12 protein-coding genes are annotated in these 20,579 nt (G+C 57.2%); 3 read left to right on the top strand and 9 right to left on the bottom strand.

Features of this window, described 5'->3' with window-relative positions:
* Nucleotides 1-447: 447 nt before the first annotated feature.
* From HMPREF2927_RS02610 to HMPREF2927_RS02605, 3 genes are all read left to right on the top strand, one after another.
* A complete protein-coding gene (locus HMPREF2927_RS02610; RefSeq protein ID WP_070685253.1) occupies nucleotides 448-2,520 on the top strand; it encodes a glucose PTS transporter subunit IIA in 2,073 nt (690 codons plus the stop codon).
* 228 nt (nucleotides 2,521-2,748) lie between these two features.
* Nucleotides 2,749-3,063, top strand: coding sequence for a hypothetical protein (locus HMPREF2927_RS09220; protein WP_246827336.1), 315 nt, complete (start codon nucleotides 2,749-2,751; stop codon nucleotides 3,061-3,063).
* A 43-nt stretch (nucleotides 3,064-3,106) separates the two neighbouring features.
* On the top strand, nucleotides 3,107-3,778 hold the full coding sequence (locus HMPREF2927_RS02605) for a hypothetical protein (RefSeq protein WP_246827335.1): 672 nt from the start codon (nucleotides 3,107-3,109) through the stop codon (nucleotides 3,776-3,778).
* 187 nt (nucleotides 3,779-3,965) lie between these two features.
* On the opposite strand, the gene HMPREF2927_RS02600 is transcribed toward HMPREF2927_RS02605, so the two are convergent.
* From HMPREF2927_RS02600 to HMPREF2927_RS02560, 9 genes are all read right to left on the bottom strand, one after another.
* Nucleotides 3,966-5,669: an ABC transporter family substrate-binding protein gene (locus HMPREF2927_RS02600; protein WP_070685251.1), complete on the bottom strand. Its 1,704-nt coding sequence runs from the start codon at nucleotides 5,667-5,669 to the stop codon at nucleotides 3,966-3,968.
* 249 nt (nucleotides 5,670-5,918) lie between these two features.
* On the bottom strand, nucleotides 5,919-7,625 hold the full coding sequence (locus HMPREF2927_RS02595) for an ABC transporter family substrate-binding protein (RefSeq protein ID WP_070685249.1): 1,707 nt from the start codon (nucleotides 7,623-7,625) through the stop codon (nucleotides 5,919-5,921).
* Nucleotides 7,626-7,957: 332 nt separating this feature from the next.
* Entirely contained in the window at nucleotides 7,958-9,667 is a 1,710-nt protein-coding gene (locus HMPREF2927_RS02590; RefSeq protein WP_070685247.1) for an ABC transporter family substrate-binding protein, read from the bottom strand.
* A gap of 441 nt (nucleotides 9,668-10,108) precedes the next feature.
* Nucleotides 10,109-11,809 (bottom strand): ABC transporter family substrate-binding protein, encoded by a 1,701-nt coding sequence (locus tag HMPREF2927_RS02585; protein ID WP_070685245.1) that lies wholly within the window; start codon nucleotides 11,807-11,809, stop codon nucleotides 10,109-10,111.
* A gap of 408 nt (nucleotides 11,810-12,217) precedes the next feature.
* Nucleotides 12,218-13,948, bottom strand: a complete 1,731-nt coding sequence (locus tag HMPREF2927_RS02580) for an ABC transporter family substrate-binding protein (RefSeq protein WP_070685243.1) — start codon at nucleotides 13,946-13,948, stop codon at nucleotides 12,218-12,220.
* 368 nt (nucleotides 13,949-14,316) lie between these two features.
* On the bottom strand, nucleotides 14,317-16,014 hold the full coding sequence (locus HMPREF2927_RS02575; protein ID WP_070483309.1) for an ABC transporter family substrate-binding protein: 1,698 nt from the start codon (nucleotides 16,012-16,014) through the stop codon (nucleotides 14,317-14,319).
* A 429-nt stretch (nucleotides 16,015-16,443) separates the two neighbouring features.
* Nucleotides 16,444-18,537 (bottom strand): ABC transporter ATP-binding protein, encoded by a 2,094-nt coding sequence (locus HMPREF2927_RS02570; RefSeq protein ID WP_070685241.1) that lies wholly within the window; start codon nucleotides 18,535-18,537, stop codon nucleotides 16,444-16,446.
* Nucleotides 18,537-19,538, bottom strand: coding sequence for an ABC transporter permease (locus tag HMPREF2927_RS02565; protein WP_005507216.1), 1,002 nt, complete (start codon nucleotides 19,536-19,538; stop codon nucleotides 18,537-18,539). Before HMPREF2927_RS02565 ends, HMPREF2927_RS02570 begins: the two co-directional genes overlap by 1 nt.
* A complete protein-coding gene (locus HMPREF2927_RS02560) occupies nucleotides 19,535-20,530 on the bottom strand; it encodes an ABC transporter permease (protein WP_005507218.1) in 996 nt (331 codons plus the stop codon). Before HMPREF2927_RS02560 ends, HMPREF2927_RS02565 begins: the two co-directional genes overlap by 4 nt.
* Nucleotides 20,531-20,579: the final 49 nt, after the last annotated feature.

Below are 20,579 nucleotides of genomic sequence, written 5' to 3'. Positions count from 1 at the left end.
TCCCCTCCGTAGTGTTCCGGAACCAGCCGGAGTACTCCTACTAGCAGCACCGAGGGTGTGTCCCATCTATCACTTGGGTGAAATATTTAACAGCTTCTGATAGCTTTTGCCTCTCACCTTGCTCTTAACCTGGGAAAACCCTTAGAGTTACAGGGAACTATTTGAGAAGGGAAACCTTCTTCAGGGTTGTTACTGGTTTGGCAGGCAAGACCTGAGTTACTCAACACCGTATGGGACGGCAGCATATATCTGCCGAGAATCCCCTCTATTTGCTGTACCGAAGCTCCATAGTGGGCACGAGTGTAGTGCTTCCGGTGGTCGAGAGACTCGGGTCTTTTGTGTTTTCTGGACGTGTTTTCCGGGGCTTTCTCGGCTACCGCAACGTCAGGTAGGCACAGCCTCCGGCAGCAACCGTATAGACATTGACCGCATATCTAAGGAAGTATCGTGAATAACCGCGAACTTGGCGAGAAGATTCTTGACGGCCTGGGTGGCCCCGAGAACATCGCGCACATTACTCACTGTGCAACCCGCCTTCGTGTCACTCCTGTGTCTAACGATGCAGTGCAGAACAAGAAGATTGAGGGCCTGCCCGGCGTTCTCTCTGTGATTGAGCAGTCCGGCCAGACTCAGGTTGTTCTGGGCGATCGCGTTGAGGCTGTGTACAACGAAATCAACGCTCTGCCTTCTATGTCCGGCCACGCTGAGGGTGACACCAAGGTTGAGGCTGAGGGCAAGAAGTCCGGCTGGCTTACCAACGTCTTCGACGTTCTGTCTGACTCCTTCCGTCCTCTGCTGTGGGCACTTCTGGGTACCTCGATGATTCTGACCCTGATTGTGTTCCTGCAGCAGCTGGGCTTCTTCGGCCAGTACACTGACTTGACCGGTCAAAGCGTGAACATCGACATCATTAACGGTGCTCGTGTGGCTGACCCGGAGGCTGCTAAGGCTCTGAACACCCAGTGGATGCAGCAGTTCGCTTTCTGGTACATTCTGAAGGCTGCTTCGCTGTCGGTTCTGAACTTCATGCCCATCATGCTGGGTGCTACCGCTGCTAAGCGTCTGGGCGCGAACATGTGGGTTGGTGCGGCTATCCCCGCTGCACTGATGACCGGTACTTTCACCGATCTGACTGCTCTGGCTGACAAGACCACCAAGGTTCTGAACGTTCCGTTCTTCGGTCTGGATCTGCCGCTGTACGCATTCAGCTACACCGGCCAGGTCTTCCCCCCGCTGCTAGCTGTTGCTCTGCTGGCTCCGCTTGAGCGCTTCCTGAAGAAGGTTATTCCTTCGATGCTGCAGATGGTGTTCGTGCCGATGATTTCGGTCATGATTCTGGTTCCGGTGACCGCGTTCCTGGTTGGCCCCATCGGTATCGGTGTGGCTATGGGCATCTCTGACTTCCTGAAGATGATTAACGATGTTGCTCCGGCTCTGGTTGGTGCTCTGATTGCTGGCCTGTACCTGTTCATGGTTCCGCTGGGTCTGCACTGGCCGCTGAACGCTGTCATGATTAACAACCTGCAGACCATGGGTACTGACTTCATTCAGTCCCCGATGGGTGCATACAACTTCGCTGTGTTCGGTGTTGTGACAGGTGTGGCTATTAAGGCTAAGCACGACCGCGAGCTGCGCCAGACCGCTGTTGGTGCGTCGATGTCCGGTCTGCTCGGTGGTATTTCTGAGCCGTCCCTGTACGGTGTTGTGCTCCGTTACAAGCGCGTGATTCCGATTATTCTGGTTCCCGCTGTTATTGGTGGCGCTACCATTTCCTTCCTGGGCGTTAAGTCCTACGCGTTCGCGTTCACTTCGCTGCTGTCGATTCCGGCTATGCAGCCTTCCTACCTGTACGTGATTGGTCTGGCTATTGCGTTCTTCGGCGCTATGACCGGTGTTCTGCTGTTCGGTTACGAGTCGAAGGCTGACGCTGTAAGGCACGCTGCGGAGCGTAAGGCTGAGGATGCTGAGGCCGCTCCCAAGGCTGAGGCTGTTGCCGCTAAGGCTGCTCCGGCTGCTGCCGCTACTGCGACCGCCGCTGCTGCACCCGCTGCTTCCGCCGGTGAGGTCATTGAGCTGCACGCTCCCATTGAGGGTACTGCTGTTGCTCTGTCTGATGTTCCGGACCCGATTTTCGCTGCTGGCAAGCTGGGCGAGGGTGTGGCTATTGAGCCGACCGGTACCACTGTTGTTGCTCCCGCAGCCGGTAAGGTTGCTGCAACCTACCCCTCGGGCCACGCTGTGGGTCTGAAGCTGGAGAACGGCATTGAGCTGCTGATTCACGTTGGTCTGGATACCGTGAACCTGGACGGTAAGGGCTTCAGCGTGAAGGTTGCTAAGGGCGATGTTGTTGCTGCTGGCGACGCTCTGATTGAGTTCGATCCTGAGGTTATCAAGGAGGCGGGTTACCCGCTGATTACCCCGGTTATTGTGACCAACACCCGCAAGTTCGCTGAGGTTAAGGGTCTGCCGGGCGTTGCTCACCAGAACCTGAGCACTGTCCTGAAGGTGACCACTAAGTAGTTCGCTTTCTAAGCTCTAAGGGGCCCCACCATTGTGGTGGGGTCCCTTTCCTTATGCTCCCTTTCCTCTATACCCCCTTTCCCTTATGTCCTGTTTCCTGATGTGCTGGTTCTTTGGACAGGGTTTGCTAGACCGGGTTTGCTGGGGTTTAGGCACTAGCCGGGGGGGGTATTTATGCTAGTGTAAGAATACGCCCAACAAGGAAGTTCTCAAGTGATAGGGAATACGATGATGTCTTCTGATACTAGGACATGGGATACCGAGGTGTGGGAAGAGCAGCAAAAAGAGCTACGCGCTCTTTCTCCTGTTCGGCGGCTGATGCGCCGGCTCAATCTTGAGGCGCTCGTCTACGAGTCAGCGCCGTTCCCGGTTCTGCTGCGTAAGCTCTCCGCGCTGATTCCAGCCTGCCTTCTGTGGTGGGTTATCTACGAGCCGCACCGGCTTGCTTCCTCCACCAGCCTCCCCGAGGGTACTCACGCTATTACACTGCTCCCCGGAGCCTGGGGTGACCCCGCTACGAGGGCTTATGAGAGGTCTTCCTGAGCTGCCTGGGGTCCTCGTGCGCTGGATACTGTGCATCGCGGCAATGGTAGCTGTCGTTCATCTCTGCGGCGTCAAGGCGAAGGGTCAGAGCTTCACCATTCCTCACGATGCGCGTTCACGGTTGATTGCTCTGATGCAGGCTCTGGGCATTTTCGGTGCCTTTGCGCTGGCCATCTGGATTGAGTACATGATGACTCCGCTGACCCTCATGTTTGAAACCGTGTACGCTGGCCCGACCGCCGTCTATAGCGGTGACGGCATGATTCCCCTGCACCTGTTCCTGTCCTCGTCGTTGAGCGCTATTTTCTTGGGCTATTTTTGTGTGAACATTCTTGCCTCGCTGAATATCCCCGGGTACCTGGGCATCCCCGCAATTATTTACGTGGGGGCGCTCCCATGGGCTCAGGCGGAGCGGCACCAGTTCACGTTGGCACTGGCGTGGGTCATTGCGGTAACGCTGGTGAGTTGGCTCGTGCGCGGCATGTGGGGCACTCTGCTCGCCTGCGTGGGCTATTCTCTCTGGATTGTGCTGGTGGCAACCAGCGGTGATCCTTTTGACCTGTCCGCTAATATGAGCCGTGTGCTCGTGATTTTGGGGTTCCCGCTGGCTTTCATCGTTGCTGGAGGCGGCATTTACCGTATCTTCTATCTGCGGCAGAACCCGAAGATGTTGAGGTACCTGCAGGAGCGCGCCCTGTACCTGGGTGAGTGGTAGCAACCGGTTAGGGCGGTATTAGGGCGGTGTTCCCCTCCCCTTCTTTTTTGTAATTACATATCCCGCTAATGTATCCAGCTAAAGGACGCAGAACAAGCGGGACAGAAAAATCCCGGGCACTCTCTGTATGAGAGCACCCGGGATTCTGTTGTCCTACAGGACGGCTAGAGCGTTACCGCAAGCGGTACTACTCCTGCCAGCCAACGTTGACCCAGTAGTCAGCACTGGTGTAGCTCTGCTTGAACAGGGACGGACCGTAGTTCGCAACCTTAGCCTTGACAGCGGCGTACATCGGGCCGTTTGCGTAGGGCAGGTACACTGCGACCTTCTCGTAGTAGAGCTTCTCCGCCTCGTTAGCGATCTTGATGCGCTCGTCTTCCTTCTCGGTGTTCTGCAGCTTCTCGATGAGCTTATCAACTTCGGGGTCACCGACTCCGAACACCTCGGTGGTGAAGAAGTAGGGTGCCGAGGAAGCCAGGTCGGGCAGAACGCCCCAACCGGTGAAGATTGCTTCGTAGCTCTTCTGGCCAAGCACGGAGTTGGAGTTCGACTGCGGCTGGTTGTCAGCGCTCAGGCGGATACCTGCGGACTTCAGCTGCTGCTCCAGAATCTGGTAGACCGCCTGGTAGACAGCCTCGGAACCGAAGGAGGTCAGAGCGAAGCCAGCAACCTTGCCGTTCTTAGCGTAGTAGTCGCCGGACTTGGAGTAGCCTGCGGCCTCCAGAATCTTGCCAGCTGCCTGTGCACCGGTGTCACCAGCGTAGTTGTTCTGGTAGCCCTTCTGGAACGGCATTGCGATGATGGAGCCGGGCAGCGGCTCGGTCCAGCCGAGCTGCGAGAAGTATGCCTTAGCAATCTGCTCGCGGTCCACAGAAGCGAGGATTGCGCGGCGCAGTGCCAGGTCCTCGATGCGCTTGGGGTTCAGCTGAATGATGTTGACGTTGGTGTTCTGGCTCTGGCGAATCTCGGTGCCTGCCTGGCCCTTCACAGCGTTGTAGCTGGTTGCGCCCACGAAGGTAAAGGCGTCCAGTTCGCCGTTCTTGAAGCTTGCACGGATTGCTTCGGAGTCCATCTGACGCCAGATGATGCGGTCCAGCACCGGCTTCTCGCCCCACCACTTGTCGTTCTTGACCAGGGTGAGAACCTTCTGGGAGGAGTTCCACTCGCCAACCTTGAAGGGGCCAGCCCAGTACTGGTCGAGGGGCTTGTCAACGAAGCCTTCGTTGAAGAGGTTGACGTCTTCCAGTGCGGGGTGGATTGCGAAGGCGCACAGACCCTCGGAGGGGTAGTACGGAGCCTTCATGGTGACCTTGACGTGGAAGTTGTCTCCGTCCACAGCCTCGATGCTCTCAACCTGCTGCCACATGGTGTTATCGGTGATGTGGTAGGGGTTGTCGGTGGTTGCGCGGTAGACCTTCCACACGGCGCGAACAGCGTTCACGTCCATGGGGGTGCCGTCGTTGAAGGTAGCCTTGGGGTTGATCTTGAAGGTCGCGGTCTGCACGCCATTGACGGTCTCGGTCTTGTGCTCGGTGCAGAACTCGGGGTTGAGGGTACCTTCGCCTTCGGGGCTCATGGTGTAGAAGCCCATCACGGCGGGAATGTTGCAGGGTGCCAGAGCGTCCAGGTTGCTGGAGGTGTAGCCGCTCTGGGTCTGCAGGTTGAAGTTGGGGCCCAGGGCGGTAGCCGCGAGGGTCAGGGTGCCACCCTGCTTGAGGGAGGAACGGTCCTGCTTGTTGACCTGAAGGTTCTTCAGAATATCTTCAGCGTTGTTAGCGGCGCTACCGCCAACCTTTTCCTTCGAGCTGCCGCAGGCAGCCAGTAGACCAACGGTGCCGAGGGCAACGGTGCCGGTCAGGAGGGTACGGCGAGAGACAGACATGCTCTTCATGGAATTTCTCCTAGAGTATTCGCAGTGTTGTGGAGGCGGTACGCGAACGGTGCGTAACCCACACTCCAACCCGGCGGGAGGACAGTCTCTGCCGGGGTTGCGGGCAGAATGCCCACATTTGTTTTAAGTATATCCGTGCGACTCTCTTAGGAACGGGAAAGCGGCGTGCTACAGAAGGTTTTAATCCTTTTGTAACACGCCGCTGTAGCGCTTTTACCCCTTATGGAGTGTGTGAGCGGTGCTCAACGCTTAGTTTTGCTTCTCCCAACCGACGTTGATCCATACGTTCGGGTTGTAGTAGGGCAGGCCGAAGAGCATGGGGCCGTAGTTCGCCAGGCCCTTACGGCACGCCTTGAAGTTCGGGCCGTTGTGGGTGGGCACGTAGATGGCGACCTCGTCCAGGTGGCGCTTCTCCAGCTCGTTCATGATCTTGAGCTGTTCCTTCGGGTCCTCGGTGGACATCATGGTTGCTGCCAGCGAGTCCAGATCCTTACCGTGACCGTTGTTGGTCTCGGAGATGTAGAAGTAGTTCGCCGCATCCACCGGGGAGGTGGTGATGCCGTAGCCACCGGTCTTAATCGCGAAGTTCTTCGAGGAGATGATGCTCGACATTTCAGAGGCACCGTGGTTCTCGATGGTCAGTTCAACGCCGATTTCCTTCATCTGCTGGACGAGGAACTGCGCGGTGGAGCTGACAACCGGGTCGCTACCGAAGGTGATGACCGGGTAGGAGACCTTAGCGCCGTCCTTGGTGTAGTAGTCACCGGACTTGGTGTAGCCTGCGTCCTCAAGGATCTTGGTAGCGACGTCCTTGCCGAGCTTGGTCGGGTAGTTGTCCTGGTAGCCTTCCTGCATGGGCAGCATGCACATGGAGCCGGGCAGGGTTTCCTTCCAGCCGAGCTTCTCGTAGCGCAGCTTCTGCAGCTGCTCACGGTTGAGGGCTGCAACGAATGCGCGGCGGACGGGCAGGGGCACCTTTTCGGGGTTGATTTCGTAGTTGCCCACGCTGAGAGCGCTACCCTTGCGAATGTCGGTGTTTGCCACGCCGGAGAGCTCGTTGTAGGAGCTGAGGGTGCTGGCATCCACGTAGTCGATTTCGCCGTTCTTGTAAGCTGCCTGCTCTGCCTGGGAGCTCATTTCACGCCAGGTGATGCGCTCAAGAGCGGGCTTCTGGCCCCACCACTTCTCGTTGCGGACGACGGTGAGCACCTTGGAGGAGGAGTTCCACTCGCCGACCTTGAAGGGACCTGCCCAGTACTGGTCGAGGGGCTTGTCGTTCAGGCCGTCGTTGAAGAATTTGGGATCGGCGAATGCCGGGTGCAGGAACGAGGTGAAGCTGCCTTCGATGGGGTACCAGGGCTTGGACATGGTGACCTTCACGTGGCGGGTATCGCCGTCCACAGCCTCGACGCTTGCGACCTGTTCCCAGATGGGCGAGGGGGTAATCTGGTAGTCCGAACCGGATGCCGCGGCGGTGTAGATGGTCTGGTAGCTCTTGACGGCGTTCACGTCGATGGGGGTACCGTCGTTGAAGGCTGCCTTCGGGTTGATCTTGAAGGTCACGGTCTGCACGCCGTCAACGGTCTGCGCCTTGTATTCGGTGACGTAGTCCTCGTTCATGTGCGACTCGCCGCGGAAGTCGGCGTAGAAGCCGCCGGTGAAGGCGGAGTTGATGGCTGCCTGAATGTTCAGGTTGCCGGCGGTGTAGCCGTTGGTGTTGAGGATGTTGAAGTTCGGGCCAATGCCGTCAGCGCTCAGTCGTAGCTCGCCGCCGTCCTTGAGGGCGGAGCGGTCCTTCTCGTTGTAGGAGACTGCCTTGGACAGGTCGTCGCCGGCGGAGAGAGCGCTGTTCTCGTTCTTGGAGGAGTTGCCGCCGCAGGCTGCGAGCAGGCCGACGGTGCCCAGGGCAACGGTGCCGGTGAGCAGGGTACGACGGTTGAGGGTGAAAGTGGTCATTAGTTTTCCTCAGTTAGGTGGGATGCTGCTTTGCTGTACGCGGGGGAACACAACCCGCACACCTTTGTGACAGCACGCACATTTTGCATTGGCAATAGTATACACACATTTCCCACCCACTATGACCCAGTTCACCGTTTTAGGGGAAATATTTCAGCTCATTCCCGAAACCACCCCACCACAGAACCACCCATCAAAAACGCAGAAAAGTCCCGCAGCACCCCGCCTCTAAGGCGGAATACCGCGGGACTTTACCCTTCCGGAGTCTTATGCCGGCGCCTCCAAAAATTCAGAAACTACCGAATAGAAATCCAGAAAATTAACCTGTGGCTTTAGTTCTGCCAACCCACATTGACCCAGCGCTTGGGGTCGGTGTAGCTGGTTGCGAAGAGGGAAGGACCGTAGTTAGCCAGCTTCTCCTTCACAGCTGCGTAGCTGGGGCCGTTAGCGTAGGGGAAGTAAATAGCGACCTTCTCCATGTGCTGCTTCTCAGCCTCAGCAGCCATCTTCAACTGCTCCTCGTGGGATTCCTTCTCGTAAATAGACGCGATGAACTTATCCAGCTCGGGATCGCCCACACCTTCGTTGATTTCGCTGGTGTAGAAGTACTGAACACTGTCTGCGGGGTCAGCACCAATACCCCAGCCGGAGAAGGCGCAGTCGTACTGCTTAGAGCCCATCACGGAGTTGAACTGGGACTGCGGCTGGTTGTCCTGCTCGAGCTTAATACCTGCTGCCTTGAGCTGCTGCTCGAGGTTCTGGAACTGAGCCAGGGAGGTTGCATCCGAACCGAAGTAGGTGATGGAGAAGCCTGCAGTCTTACCGTCCTTGGCGTAGTAGTCGCCATTCTTGGAGTAGCCTGCTGCTTCCAGGATCTTTGCCGCAGCCTCGGGGCCGGGGTTGGTGGGCATAGCGTCCTGGTAGCCCTTCTGGAAGGGCATAGCAATCAGGGAGCCGGTCAGAGGCTCTTCCCAGTTGATCTGGCCGAACTTGACCTTAGCCAGCTGAGAGCGGTCAACCGCGGCGAAGACTGCACGGCGCAGGGCGGTGTCGGTCACGCGGGTCGGGTTGAACTGCAGGTTGATCACGCCGACGCTCTGGCCGGAGCGAATCTGGACACCGGGCTGACCCTTGACGGCGTTGTAGGTTGCCAGGCCAGCAAAGCCGATGCTGTCCAGCTCACCATTCTTGAACGCTGCGCGCTCTGCCTCATCGCCCATTTCACGCCAGATAATGCGGTCCAGCAGCGGCTTCTCGCCCCACCACTTGTCGTTGGGCACGAGCGTGAGGGTCTTAGCCGAAGAGTTCCACTCGCCAATCTTGAAGGGGCCGGACCAGTACTGATCCATGGGCTTGTTCACGAAGCCGTTGTTGAAGAGCTCCTTGTCGGTCAGTGCGGGGTGCAGACCGAGCAGGCCGAGGGTCTCAGCGGGGTACAGGGGCTTGGACATAACGATCTTGACGCGGGTCTTGTCGCCATCCACGGGGTCGATGGACGCCACCTGCTGCCAGAAGGGAGCGGCGATAACGTTGTAGCCGTCATCGGGGTTGCGGTAGACGGTCCACGCGGCGCGGATTGCCTCAACGTCAACGGGGGTGCCGTCGTTGAAGACAGCCTTGGAGTTGAGCTTGAAGGTGATGGTCTGAACGCCGTCAACGGTCTCAGCCTTGTAGTCGCTGACGTAGTCGTCATTGAGGCTGTATTCGCCGGCGGGGCTCAGGGAGGTGAAGCCGATAGCGGAGGGGATGTTGCAGGCGCCACCGAATGCGCTGAGATTCTCGGTGGTGTAGCCGCTCTGGGTCAGAATGTTGAAGTTCGGGCCGACAGCGGAGACGCTACCGCGGAACTCGCCACCCTGCTTGAGGGAGGAGCGGTCCTGCTTGTTAATTTCGAGGTTCTTGACGATTTCCTCGGTGCTCGAAGCAGCCTTACCGCTGATCTTCTTGTCAGAGCCGCCGCCGCAGGCAGCGAGCAGGCCGACGGTACCCAGGGCAACGGTGCCGGTCAGCAGGGTACGGCGATTAATACGTAGATGAGTCATGTATTCTCCTCATGCCGGAGGGCTCAGGTGCTATTCGATAAGCGCACCGTGTTGTGCGCCGATTTTTCGGGAGCGCCGAAGCTCCCGCCCGTCACCTTTGTGAGAGCCCCCACATTGTTTGTGGTTGAAACACAGTATACCCCCAAAAGAAGCGACGCAGACCACAGTCCAATCCGTGGAAGAACTATACACCGTCTAAAAATCACGGGTTCAGCGGCTGAAACCGCATCATCACGCGGAAGCCACGTGCGAAAACTAAAAAATGAAATATTATGTCGCATTGGCGCGCGAGCGCGTCACATCCGATGCTTTGAGAATCATTACACGTTAAAAGCACATCGATGGGCAGCTAAAGCGCCTTGAACCCTCCAAAAGAAAAAGCTCCCCACCCCTATACGACACTGCGAAAACGTATAGGGGCGGGGAGCTTAAAACTGCGGCTTATGCCATCCAGCCGACGGTAGACCAGTCGAGGCTCTTGAAGAGGAACGCACCGTAGTTAGCGAGCTTCGGGCGGCATGCCTTGAAGTCCGGGCCATTGAGGAAGGGGATGAAGAGGCAAACCTCGCTCATGTGCTTCTTCTCAATTTCGTTGCACTTCTCGGCGCGCTTAGCGTCATCGAGGATGGTGACCATCTCGTCGACCATAGCGTCAATTTCGGGGGTGCCGACGCCGTCCCAGTTCTTGGAGTGGTAGAAGTACTCGGCTGCACTGGTCGGCTCGGAGCCTACGCCAAAGCCCGAAATGCTTACGTCGTACTCACGGTTACCAACAACCTTCGAGAATTCAGACTGTGCACGCGAATCGAGCTCGAAGTTAATGCCGATTTCCTTCATGCTCTGAATGAAGGTCTGTGCCTGGCCCTTGGTGGTGGCGTCATCACCAAAGGTGGTCAGCTTCAGGGTGATGGTCTTGCCGTCCTTCGCGTAGAAGTCGCCGGACTTGGTGTAGCCTGCCTTCTCCAGGACCTTGCGTGCTTCCTCCGGGTTACGTGCCGGGTAGTTGTCGCGGTAGTACTGGGAGTAACCCAACAGAAGCATCGAGCCGGGAACTTCCTCTTCGTAAGGCAGACCCTGGAAGCGAATCTTTGCCAGAGCACCACGGTCGATACCCAGGAAGATTGCCTTACGGACAGCAACATCGGTGATGTGCTGTGCGTTCAGGTTCATACCACCGGCGAAGAGGCGGCGACCGCGGCGGATTTCAGAGTTCGCAACGTCCTTCATCTCGTTGTAGGCGCTGAGGGTACGTGATTCCACGACGTCCAGTTCGCCGTTCTTGTAGGCGGCGCGAGCTGCGGCGTCTGCCATTTCACGCACGACGATGCGGTCCAGCTTGGGCTTCTCACCCCACCACTTGTCGTTGGGCACAGCAGTGAAGGTCTTCTCGGAGGAATTCCAGCCGTTGGGTGCCAGGGTGAAGGGGCCGCAACCGAGCTCGGGGTGGGGGTTGTCCACGAAGCCTTCATTGAAGAGGGTGACGTCGAGCATTGCCGGGTGCAGGATTCCGCCGAAGAGCAGACCCTTGACGGGGTTGTGGGCGGTCTTGAGGACAACGCGTGCGTGGTAGCGGTCGCCATCGATAGCTTCAACGCTTTCGATGAACTCGTAGATACCTGCAGCGCCAATCTTGTACGCGCCCTCGGGGTCACGCTGAATCTGCCAGGTTGCCTTGAGAGCGTCGATGTCGATGGGGGTGCCATCGTTGAAGACTGCCTTGGGGTTCAGGCGAACCTCTGCGGTGATCTTGCCGTCTACTTCCTTAGCTTCGAAGCCGAGGCAGTAGTTGGGGTCGAGCTCATCTTCGCCCTTGAAGGTGCTGCGCCAGATGCCGGCACCGGCGATAATGCCCATGGTTTCGGAGACGGAGGTGCTCGAGCCGTTCTGGGAGAAGCGGTTGAAGTCCGGACCAAGGGAGTAAGTGCTCAGGTTCAGGGTACCGCCCTGCTTGAGCTTCGAGGCATCCTGCTCGTTGATTTCATAGAACGGGGTTTCGCTTGCCTTGTGCTCAGTCTTGGAGGATGAGGAGCCACAAGCGCTCAGTACGCCGGCAGCAGCGACGGCGGTTGCGCCGCCGAACAGTACGCGGCGGCTCATGATCGGGTTGAATCCGGAGAGGGAGGGGATGGGGTGGGGGCTCATGATGGGCTCCTTGTGGGTGTGGACTGCGCTGATACAGTGTTTGCAGTGTAGAGTGGGTGGCTCGCGTGCTCTGGAGGCGGGGTTTCCGCCTGTAGGAGCGCCTGCTATCTGCGGTGATGGGCGGGCAGGTCAAGCCATGCAAAATAATGTGACCTAAAGCTATGTTCTAAGCCACATTTAATATTTTTAGTAGTGTACACCACATAAATCACTACAGGTGCGCAACACGATAAATATTTCTCAATTATTACGCCCAGCCCTAATGCAACGGGTCTAAATCCACATCGGCACAACCCCACCACCCTTCGCGCAACATCCCTCCCCCACCTCCAGAAATAGCCAACGGGCACAGCAAAGCGGGACGAACGCGCACACACGCATTCGACCCGCTCGCAAGACAGGCACCTTTTAGGAGTTCATCCAGCCCACAGCAGTCCAGTCCATCGACTTGTACAGGCGCGGACCGTAGTTAGCCAGAGTCTTCTTGACCATCACAAAGTCAGGACCGTTCGTAATGGTGCCCAGGAAGGCGAACTCCGCCATGTGCTTCTTCTCAATCTCGTTGCAGGCGAGGTTACGTTCCTTGTCGTCCTCAATGAGGGTCATGGCGTCGATGAGGGCATCGATTTCCTTGCTGCCGATACCTTCGTTGTTCTCGGAGTAGTAGAACTGTTTGGTACTCTCGGTCGCGTCAGCAGAGACCGAGTAGCCGCTGAAGGAAATATCGTAGTCCCAGTTGCCCAGAATGGTGGCGAACTCGCTATCGGCGTGCTGATCAATCCGGATCTCGATACCGACATCCTTCATCTGCTGAGTGAAGGTCTGAGCCTTACCCTTGTTGGTCGGATCGTCACCGAAGACCACCACTGCGCAGCCAGCCTTCGTGCCGTCCTTCTCGTAGTAGTCGCCGTTCTTGGTGTAGCCGGCGGCCTCCAGAATCTTCTGCGCCTCCGAAACACTATTATTCGGGGTCGGGTAAGAATCCTGGTAGTAGGGCGAGAAGGGCATATGAATCATCGAACCGGGGATAGCTTCCTCGTAGGGCAGACCCTGGAACTGAATCTTTGCGAGTGCTTCACGGTTGGTGCCGACGAAGATTGCCTTACGCAGGGCAGCATCCTTGACGCGGCGGGGATTGATATCCAGGCCACCGGCGTAGAGGCGGGTGCCCTTACGCAGTTCGGTACCCGCAATGTTCTTCACCTCGGCATAGGTGGAGGAGGTGCTCGCACCGATAGCGTCAATTTCATCGTTCTTGAACGCGGCACGTGCAGCGCTGGACTCCATCTGGGTAAAGACAATCTTGTCCAGCAGGGGCTTGGTGCCCCACCACTTGTCATTGGGCACAACACTGAAGGTCTTCGCGGTGGAGTCCCAGCCCTTATCCGCCAGGGTGAAGGGGCCAGCCCAGTACTCGGGGTGGGGCTCATCCACGAAGCCGTTGTTGAAGAGCTCGACGTCTTCCAGTGCGGGGTGCAGAATCTCAGAGAAGAGGCTCTGCAGCGGGTAGAAGGGCTTGGAGAAAGTGACGGTTGCGCTGTAGTCGTCTTCGCCCTTTTCTACGGATTCAACGAATTCGTAGATGCCGCTGGTGACGATGTTGTAGCCGTTATCCAGGCTCTTGAAGATGTTCCAGGTGGACTGGAGCGCCTTGTAGGTGATGGGGGTGCCATCGTTGAAGACAGCCTTGGGGTTGAGCTTGACGGCAACCTGAATCTTATCGTCCTTCTTGCTGTGCTCGAAGGAGACAGCGAAGTCGGTGTTCAGCTTGTAGGTGCCGTCAAAGTCGAGGTTCCACATGCCGGCCTGGCTGATGGTGCTCATAACGTTGACGTTATCGCTGGTGTTACCGCTCTGGGTGTAGAAATTGAAGTTCGGACCGATGGATCCGGCGGGCAGGCGCAGGGTGCCGCCCTTCTTCAGGCTGTTCACGTCCTGAGCGTTGATGTTGTAGAGGTCTTCGATATTGGCACCGGCGCCGGCTGCCTTGGTCTTCTCAGAGCTTGCGCTGCCGTTGCCGCAGGCACTGAGCAGACCTACAGCTCCCAGAGCCGCGGTGCCGCCAATGAGGGCGCGGCGGCTGAAGCTGTTCTTGGTCGCTTCGTGGCTGCTCGCGGTGTATGCGGTGTTGGCGGTCATGGGAGTGGTTTCCTTCTGTCTTGTGCGGGCGGGTTTATCCCGTATCCCCGAAGTAATGATTATTTATACAGAGCACTGCATAACTTTGTATGACTCCACTGTAGCGCACCTCGGGAGCGGAAACCAAGCATTTTCACAATATTTCTTAATATTTATCGTATTTTCTGAATATTCATACCATGAATACCCTGTTTTTGTGCGAATTTTTCGGATTTTTCCGGATAGCTATACCACCGCTCCCCTACATCGATATACAAAAGCACCCAAAGCACCCCTCCAGATATGCAAAAAGTGTCCACCCGGATGATCCGGGTGGACACTTTCATATAGCTCCAGGCTATTCACCTAGTAGGTGAAGGGAAGAGGACTTACTTAGCCCAACCGACCTTCTCCCAGTGAATACCATTGCCCTGGTAGAGGGAAACGCCGTAGTTGCGCAGACCCTTCTTGACGAACTTGTACTCGGGACCATTGAAGAGCGGAACCAGCACAGCAATCTCAGAGAGGTGCTTCTTCTCAATCTCGTTACATGCCAGGTTGCGTTCCTTGTCGTCAGCAATGAGCTTCATCTTCTCGATCATCTCATTGATTTCGTCGGTGCCAGCGTCCTCGGGCTTCTCACGCAGGTAGAACTGCTGGGTAGCCTGGGTAGCATCCGGGTCACTCAGAGCGTAGCCCGATGCAGTTGCGTCGTAGTCCTTAGCCTGCATTGCCTTACCGAATTCGCTTGCAGCGCGGGATTCGAGCTCAACATTAATGCCGACAGCCTTGAGCTGCTGAACAACGGTCTGAGCAACAGCCTTGGAGGTGGGGTCCTCGCCGAAGACGGAGTACTTGAAGGCAGCCTGCTTGCCGTCCTTCTCGTAGAACTCGCCGTTCTTGGTGTAACCTGCCTCTTCCAGAATCTTCGATGCAGCAGCTGCATCGTTGTTCGGGGTCGGGTAGACATCCTGGTAGTACTCGGAGAAGGGCATGTGAATCATCGAACCGGGCTGCTTCTCTTCGTAATCCAGACCCTGGAAACGAACCTTGGCAATTGCCTCACGGTTCATGCCAGCGACCACAGCGCGGCGCAGAGCAACGTCCTGCATGCGGGCGGGGTTCATGACCATGCCGCCGGAGAAGAGGCGAACACCGCGACGCATCTCGGTGTTAGCAATTTCCTTCAGCTCCTTGTAGCTTGCAGCAGCGGTAGCGGGAGCAGCGTCAATTTCATCGTTCTTGAACGCCGCACGCTCAGCAGCGGAATCCATCTGACGGAAGACGATGCGCTCCAGAACAGGCTTCTCGCCCCACCACTTGTCATTGCGGGTCAGGGTCAGGGTCTTCTCGGAGGAGTTCCAGCCGCCCTCAGCTACAGTGAAGGGACCAGTAGCGTATTCGGGGTGCGGGTTGTCCACGAAGCCTTCGTTGAAGAGGTTCTTATCCAGCAGAGCCGGGTGCAGAATTTCACCGAAGAGGATGTTCAGGGGGTAGTACGGCTTTGCGAAAGTGACCTTGACCTTGAAGTCATCACCGTCGCGCTCAACGGAGCCAACGCTGCTGTAGATACCGCTGGTCTCAATCTTGTAGTCGCCATCGACGCTCTTGAGGATGTTCCAGGTAGCCTGCAGCGCCTTGTAGTCGATGGGGGTACCGTCGTTGAACTTAGCCTGGGGGTTCAGCTCAATGGAGACAACGGGCAGACCGTTTTCCTCAGCGATTTCGAAGCTCTTTGCAAAGTCGGTAGACAGGGTGCGCTTACCCATGGGGTTAGCCTGCCAGAGACCGCTGTAGTACATGGGGCTCAGAGCAGCCTGGGTGTAGGAGGTAACACCGGTGCCGAAGAGGTTGAAGTTCGGACCCAGTGCAGTCACAGACAGGCGCAGGGTACCGCCCTGCTTCAGGTCCGAAACAGCGGTCTCAGCAATGTCGTAAAGTTCCTTGGCATCGGTACCCGCGGTTGCTCCCTGGGTGGTTGCCTTGGAGTCCTTGGACGAGCCGCACGCAGCCAGTACGCCCGCGGTACCCAGTGCTGCAGCGCCACCGAGAACGGTACGACGGTTCAGGATGAAATTCTTCTCCATGAGAGTGTCCTCTTATACGTTTGACCCTCAATAATCCTGCAGGAAAGCGTCAAGGGTTCCCTGCTCATGCGCCGCAATAGGCTGCGGTGAGCGATGAATTAGTGCCGGTCTATGAATGTGTTCCTTGAGGTACGCCCCTAGCGGCGCACCCACAGGCTTAATTATGGCTTACTGCCGGCAGGAAAGCCCTTCCATAAATATTCATATCTTGAATGGTGAGAAAGGTTATACCTAGTCAGTGCAGTTTTATCTGTTTCCTGGAGGATTTCAGTGCCTAGCGCCACATTCTGCGGCTCGCACCGTCTCACTAGGTGACAATCTCGAACAACGTACAGCCCACCAATACCGGGCATAAAAAACCCGAGGGGCGAATATTCAACGAATATTCGCCCCTCGGCACACATGCGACTTATTCAGCCGACTCTAGAGCTACACCGTAGCGGCCTCAGCCTCAGGGTAGTAGCAAGCATAACCGTGATCCTGGCCCTCAACGGGGGTCAGTTCCGGCATCTCCTCCAAGCAACGACGCTTCTTGTCCTCAGGCAGAAGCTTGAAGACCGGGCAACGGCTCGAGAAGCCACAGCCCTTAGGCGCGTTCACCGGAGTGGGCAGGTCGCCCTCAAGCATAATGCGGTGGCGCTTTGCCTCAACCTCGGGGTCCGGAACCGGAATCGCCGAGAGCAGTGCACGGGTGTACGGGTGAATCGGGTTGTCGAACACCTGGTCGACGTCACCGATCTCAACAATACGACCCAGGTACATCACTGCAACGCGGTCGGATGCGTGGCGAATCACCGCGAGGTCGTGAGCAACCATCAGGTAGCTCAGACCCAGGTTTGCACGCAGCTCCTCCAGAAGGTTGATCACACCAGCCTGGACGGACACGTCCAGTGCGGACACCGGCTCATCCAGAACCACGAGCTTGGGGTTCACAGCAAGCGCACGAGCAATACCGATACGCTGACGCTGACCACCAGAGAACTGGTTCGGGAAGCGGTTCACGTGGTCAGGCTGCAGACCCACAATGTGCATCAGCTCGATGACGCGCTTCTTGATGTCTGCCTTGTTCATGCCCTGGTTTTCCAGGGGCTCAGCCAGCACCTCGTAAACGGTAAAGCGCGGATCCAGAGCACCGGTGGGGTCCTGGAACACCATCTGCTGGTTCTTACGCAGCTCAAGAATCTCACCTGCGGACTTGCCGTCCTTGGTGGAGGTTCCGTTAATCAGAATCTCACCGTCGGTGTTCTTATTGAACTCCATGATTTCCAGCAGGGTGGTGGTCTTACCACAACCGGACTCACCCACAATGGAGAAGCACTCGCCCTCACGAATATCGAAGGACAGGCCGTTCACAGCCTTCACAGTGCCCACGCGGCGCTTAATCAGTGCACCCTTCATGAGCGGGAAGTGCTTCTTGACGTTGCGGACCTCCAGGACGGGGGCACGCTCCTCACGCGGAATACCGTCGTACTTCGATACCGGGGGTTCCGGAACCGGGTACAGCTCGTCAGCGGTCTTACCGACCAGCTCCTGAGAGATGGTGCAGGAGGAGTAGTGACCCTCGCCAACGCCTTCCAGCAGCTGCAGATCGGGCTCGCCGTTGGAGTCCTGGCAGCACTGGCCACCGCTCTTAGCGATGGGGCAACGCGGGCGGAAGGAGCACGCGGTCACCGGGTTAATCAGGTTCGGAGGGGTACCCTCAATCGGAACCAGGGAGACCTTCTCGGAACGGTCCACACGCGGGACCGCACCCAGCAGACCGATGGTGTACGGGTGGGAGGGATGCTTGTACAGGTCTTCTGCCTTCGCAATCTCCACCGGCTTACCGGCGTACATCACCAGAATGTCGTCAGCCATACCAGCCACAACACCGAGGTCGTGGGTAATCATGATGGTCGCTGCGCCGGTCTCTTCCTGAGCCTTCTGCATAACCTCCAGCACCTGCGCCTGAATGGTCACATCCAGCGCGGTGGTGGGCTCATCGGCGATGAGCACGCGGGGGTCATTCGCAATCGCCATAGCGATCATGATGCGCTGACGCATACCACCGGAGAACTCGTGCGGGAAGGAACGCAGGCGGTCAGCCGGCGAAGGAATACCCACCATACGCATCAGCTCGATGGAACGGTCCTTGATAGCCTGCTTGCTCATGCCCTTGTTGTGGACCTTGAGCACCTCAGCGATCTGATCACCAATGGTGTACACGGGGGTCAGGGAGGACAGCGGATCCTGGAAGACCATGGAGATCTCCTTGCCGCGGTATGCGCACATTTCCTTATCGCTCAGACCCAGCAGCTCGGTACCGTTGTACTTAATCGAGCCGGTGATGTCAGCGGTGGTCGGGTGCAGGCCCATAATCGCCATGGAGGCAACGGACTTACCGGAACCGGACTCACCCACGATACCCAGGGTCTTACCGGGGTACAGGTCAAAGTTCACACCGCGAACAGCGTGCACGACGCCATTCTCAGTGTTGAAGCGGACGTTGAGGTCCTTAACGCTCAGAACGGGAGAGGTACTCATTAGTTCTTCGCCTCCTTTGCAGCGGCAGCGGGTGCCTCTGCCTTCTCGTTCTTCTTGGACTTCTTGATCTTACCGACCGACATCGAAGTCGGGTCGAATGCGTCACGCAGACCGTCGTTCATGAGGGCCAGCGGACCAACCAGCAGGAAGAAGAACAGAACCGGGAACCAGAACATGTGCGGCAGGGTGTTAATCTGCTGCGAAGCATCCGAAATCAGCGAGCCCAGCGAGTAGTTGGGGTACTTAATACCGATGCCGATGAAGGAGTAAGCGACCTCAGAGAGCACAGCGCCCATGATGCCGCTGGTGAAGTTCAGAACCAGCAGGGAGCCAATGTTCGGAACCAGGTGGCGCATCACAATCTTGAAGGGGTGCACACCCATGTAGCGTGCAGCCTTCACGAAGTCGCGGTTGATGAGGGACTGCGCCATTGCACGAATAACACGGGCGCTACCCATCCAGCCGAAGGCAATCAGCACTGCAGAGAGCAGAACCCAGGTGGGGACGCTCTTCTGAATCTGCTTACCAACCTGACCGTTGATCAGAATTGCCAGAATCAGCAGCGAGGGAACCATGATCAGGGTCTCGAGGATGAACAGCATAATCTTGTCAATCCAGCCACCGAAGTACGCCATCACACAACCGTAAACTGCGGAGATGAACACAGTGGCCAAACCGACGACCACACCAATCTGGAGAGAGGTCCAGACGGCCTCAGACATCATGGCGAACACGTCATTACCCGCGATGGTGGTACCGAACCAGTGCTCGGCCGAGGGGCCTTCACCCAGCGCCATGTAGTCAATGTCGTTGGGCTTGTACTTGGTCAGGTACTTACCGAACAGACCGAACAGACCCATGCCGATGAACACGCACAGACCGAAGACTGCAGCCTTGTTACGCAGGAAGCGGCGCAGAATAATAACGCTCTTGTTGATGACCTTGAAGTCACCGTTCTCCTGTACCACCGGTACGGAGGAAGTTGCAGTTACCTGACTCATGAGATCCTCACTCGGGGGTCGACGATGGTGGTAGCGATATCAGCGATGATCGCACCGACAGCGAACAGTGCAGAACCGTACGCGAGGGTCACGGTCGCAGCGTTCACGTCCTGCGCGGAAATGGAGTCAATCGACCACTTACCGATACCGGGCCATGCAAAGACGGTCTCGGCGAAGAATGCACCCGCAAAAATCATCGGAATCTGGTACGCGATGGACTGTGCCACGGGGATGAAGGAGACGCGCAGTGCGTGGCGAGTAATCGCCTGGTTACGGGTCAAGCCCTTAGCACGAGCGGTACGCACGAAGTCAGCGTTCACGTTATCGAGCAGGTACTGACGCTGTGCAATCTGGTAACCAGCCCAACCGAAGATGGTCATACAGAAGGTCGGCACGACGTAGTGCGCCGCCATATCCATGGTGATTTCCCAGAATCCGGTCAGACCCGGAGTCGAAATACCGGTCACATAGAAAATCTTCTCTCCACCATTAGCAACGGCGATGTTGTTGATAGTGGTCGCGCCCTGCTGCACCACGAAGTAAGCAACGGGAGCGGGGATGATGTAGACCAGGTAGGAGTAACCGGTGATAACACGGTCAGAGAACTTGTACTGGCGAGCTGCCGAGTACACACCCAGGGCAATACCAATCACAATCGAGAGAATGGTAGCCACCAGCAGCAGGCGGGTAGAAACCCACACGCGCTGGCCAAATTCCTGGTTAATGTACGCGCCGTTGGGGCTACGGCCCCAATCGAACTTGGTGACCACATTGGTCAGCCACTGAACGTAGCGGTCCCAGGGGTTCATTTCGGGATCGAGACCCAGGGATGCGAAGTTACGGTTCACCTGCTCGGGGCTAGGCTTCGGAACCTTTTCCTGCTCCAAGAGGGCAGGCTTCAGGGCAGTAACCGCTGCAAAGTAACCCATCGTGGTCGTAATAAAGACCATGACGAGGTACGTCAGCGATCGCTGGAGGATGTACCTAAACATGGGACGGTTCCCCTCCTTGTGTAGATGTCGGTGTTAAGGCATGTGTGTC

The sequence above is a fragment of the Rothia sp. HMSC061E04 genome, assembly GCF_001813685.1.
Classification (GTDB): Bacteria; Actinomycetota; Actinomycetes; order Actinomycetales; family Micrococcaceae; genus Rothia; species Rothia mucilaginosa.
The sequence above is the reverse complement of the archived record's forward strand: the minus strand, read 5'-3'. Positions and strand labels throughout refer to the sequence as shown.

What these genes read in the sequence shown, in the direction of transcription:
- HMPREF2927_RS09220 (WP_246827336.1), top strand. Translation starts at nt 2,749, where the DNA reads ATGATGTCTTCTGATACTAGGACATGGGATACCGAGGTGTGGGAAGAG.
- HMPREF2927_RS02565 (WP_005507216.1), bottom strand. Translation starts at nt 19,538, where the DNA reads ATGAGTCAGGTAACTGCAACTTCCTCCGTACCGGTGGTACAGGAGAAC.
- HMPREF2927_RS02590 (WP_070685247.1), bottom strand. Translation starts at nt 9,667, where the DNA reads ATGACTCATCTACGTATTAATCGCCGTACCCTGCTGACCGGCACCGTT.
- HMPREF2927_RS02585 (WP_070685245.1), bottom strand. Translation starts at nt 11,809, where the DNA reads ATGAGCCCCCACCCCATCCCCTCCCTCTCCGGATTCAACCCGATCATG.
- HMPREF2927_RS02560 (WP_005507218.1), bottom strand. Translation starts at nt 20,530, where the DNA reads ATGTTTAGGTACATCCTCCAGCGATCGCTGACGTACCTCGTCATGGTC.
- HMPREF2927_RS02570 (WP_070685241.1), bottom strand. Translation starts at nt 18,537, where the DNA reads ATGAGTACCTCTCCCGTTCTGAGCGTTAAGGACCTCAACGTCCGCTTC.
- HMPREF2927_RS02595 (WP_070685249.1), bottom strand. Translation starts at nt 7,625, where the DNA reads ATGACCACTTTCACCCTCAACCGTCGTACCCTGCTCACCGGCACCGTT.
- HMPREF2927_RS02580 (WP_070685243.1), bottom strand. Translation starts at nt 13,948, where the DNA reads ATGACCGCCAACACCGCATACACCGCGAGCAGCCACGAAGCGACCAAG.
- HMPREF2927_RS02605 (WP_246827335.1), top strand. Translation starts at nt 3,107, where the DNA reads ATGGTAGCTGTCGTTCATCTCTGCGGCGTCAAGGCGAAGGGTCAGAGC.
- HMPREF2927_RS02575 (WP_070483309.1), bottom strand. Translation starts at nt 16,014, where the DNA reads ATGGAGAAGAATTTCATCCTGAACCGTCGTACCGTTCTCGGTGGCGCT.
- HMPREF2927_RS02600 (WP_070685251.1), bottom strand. Translation starts at nt 5,669, where the DNA reads ATGAAGAGCATGTCTGTCTCTCGCCGTACCCTCCTGACCGGCACCGTT.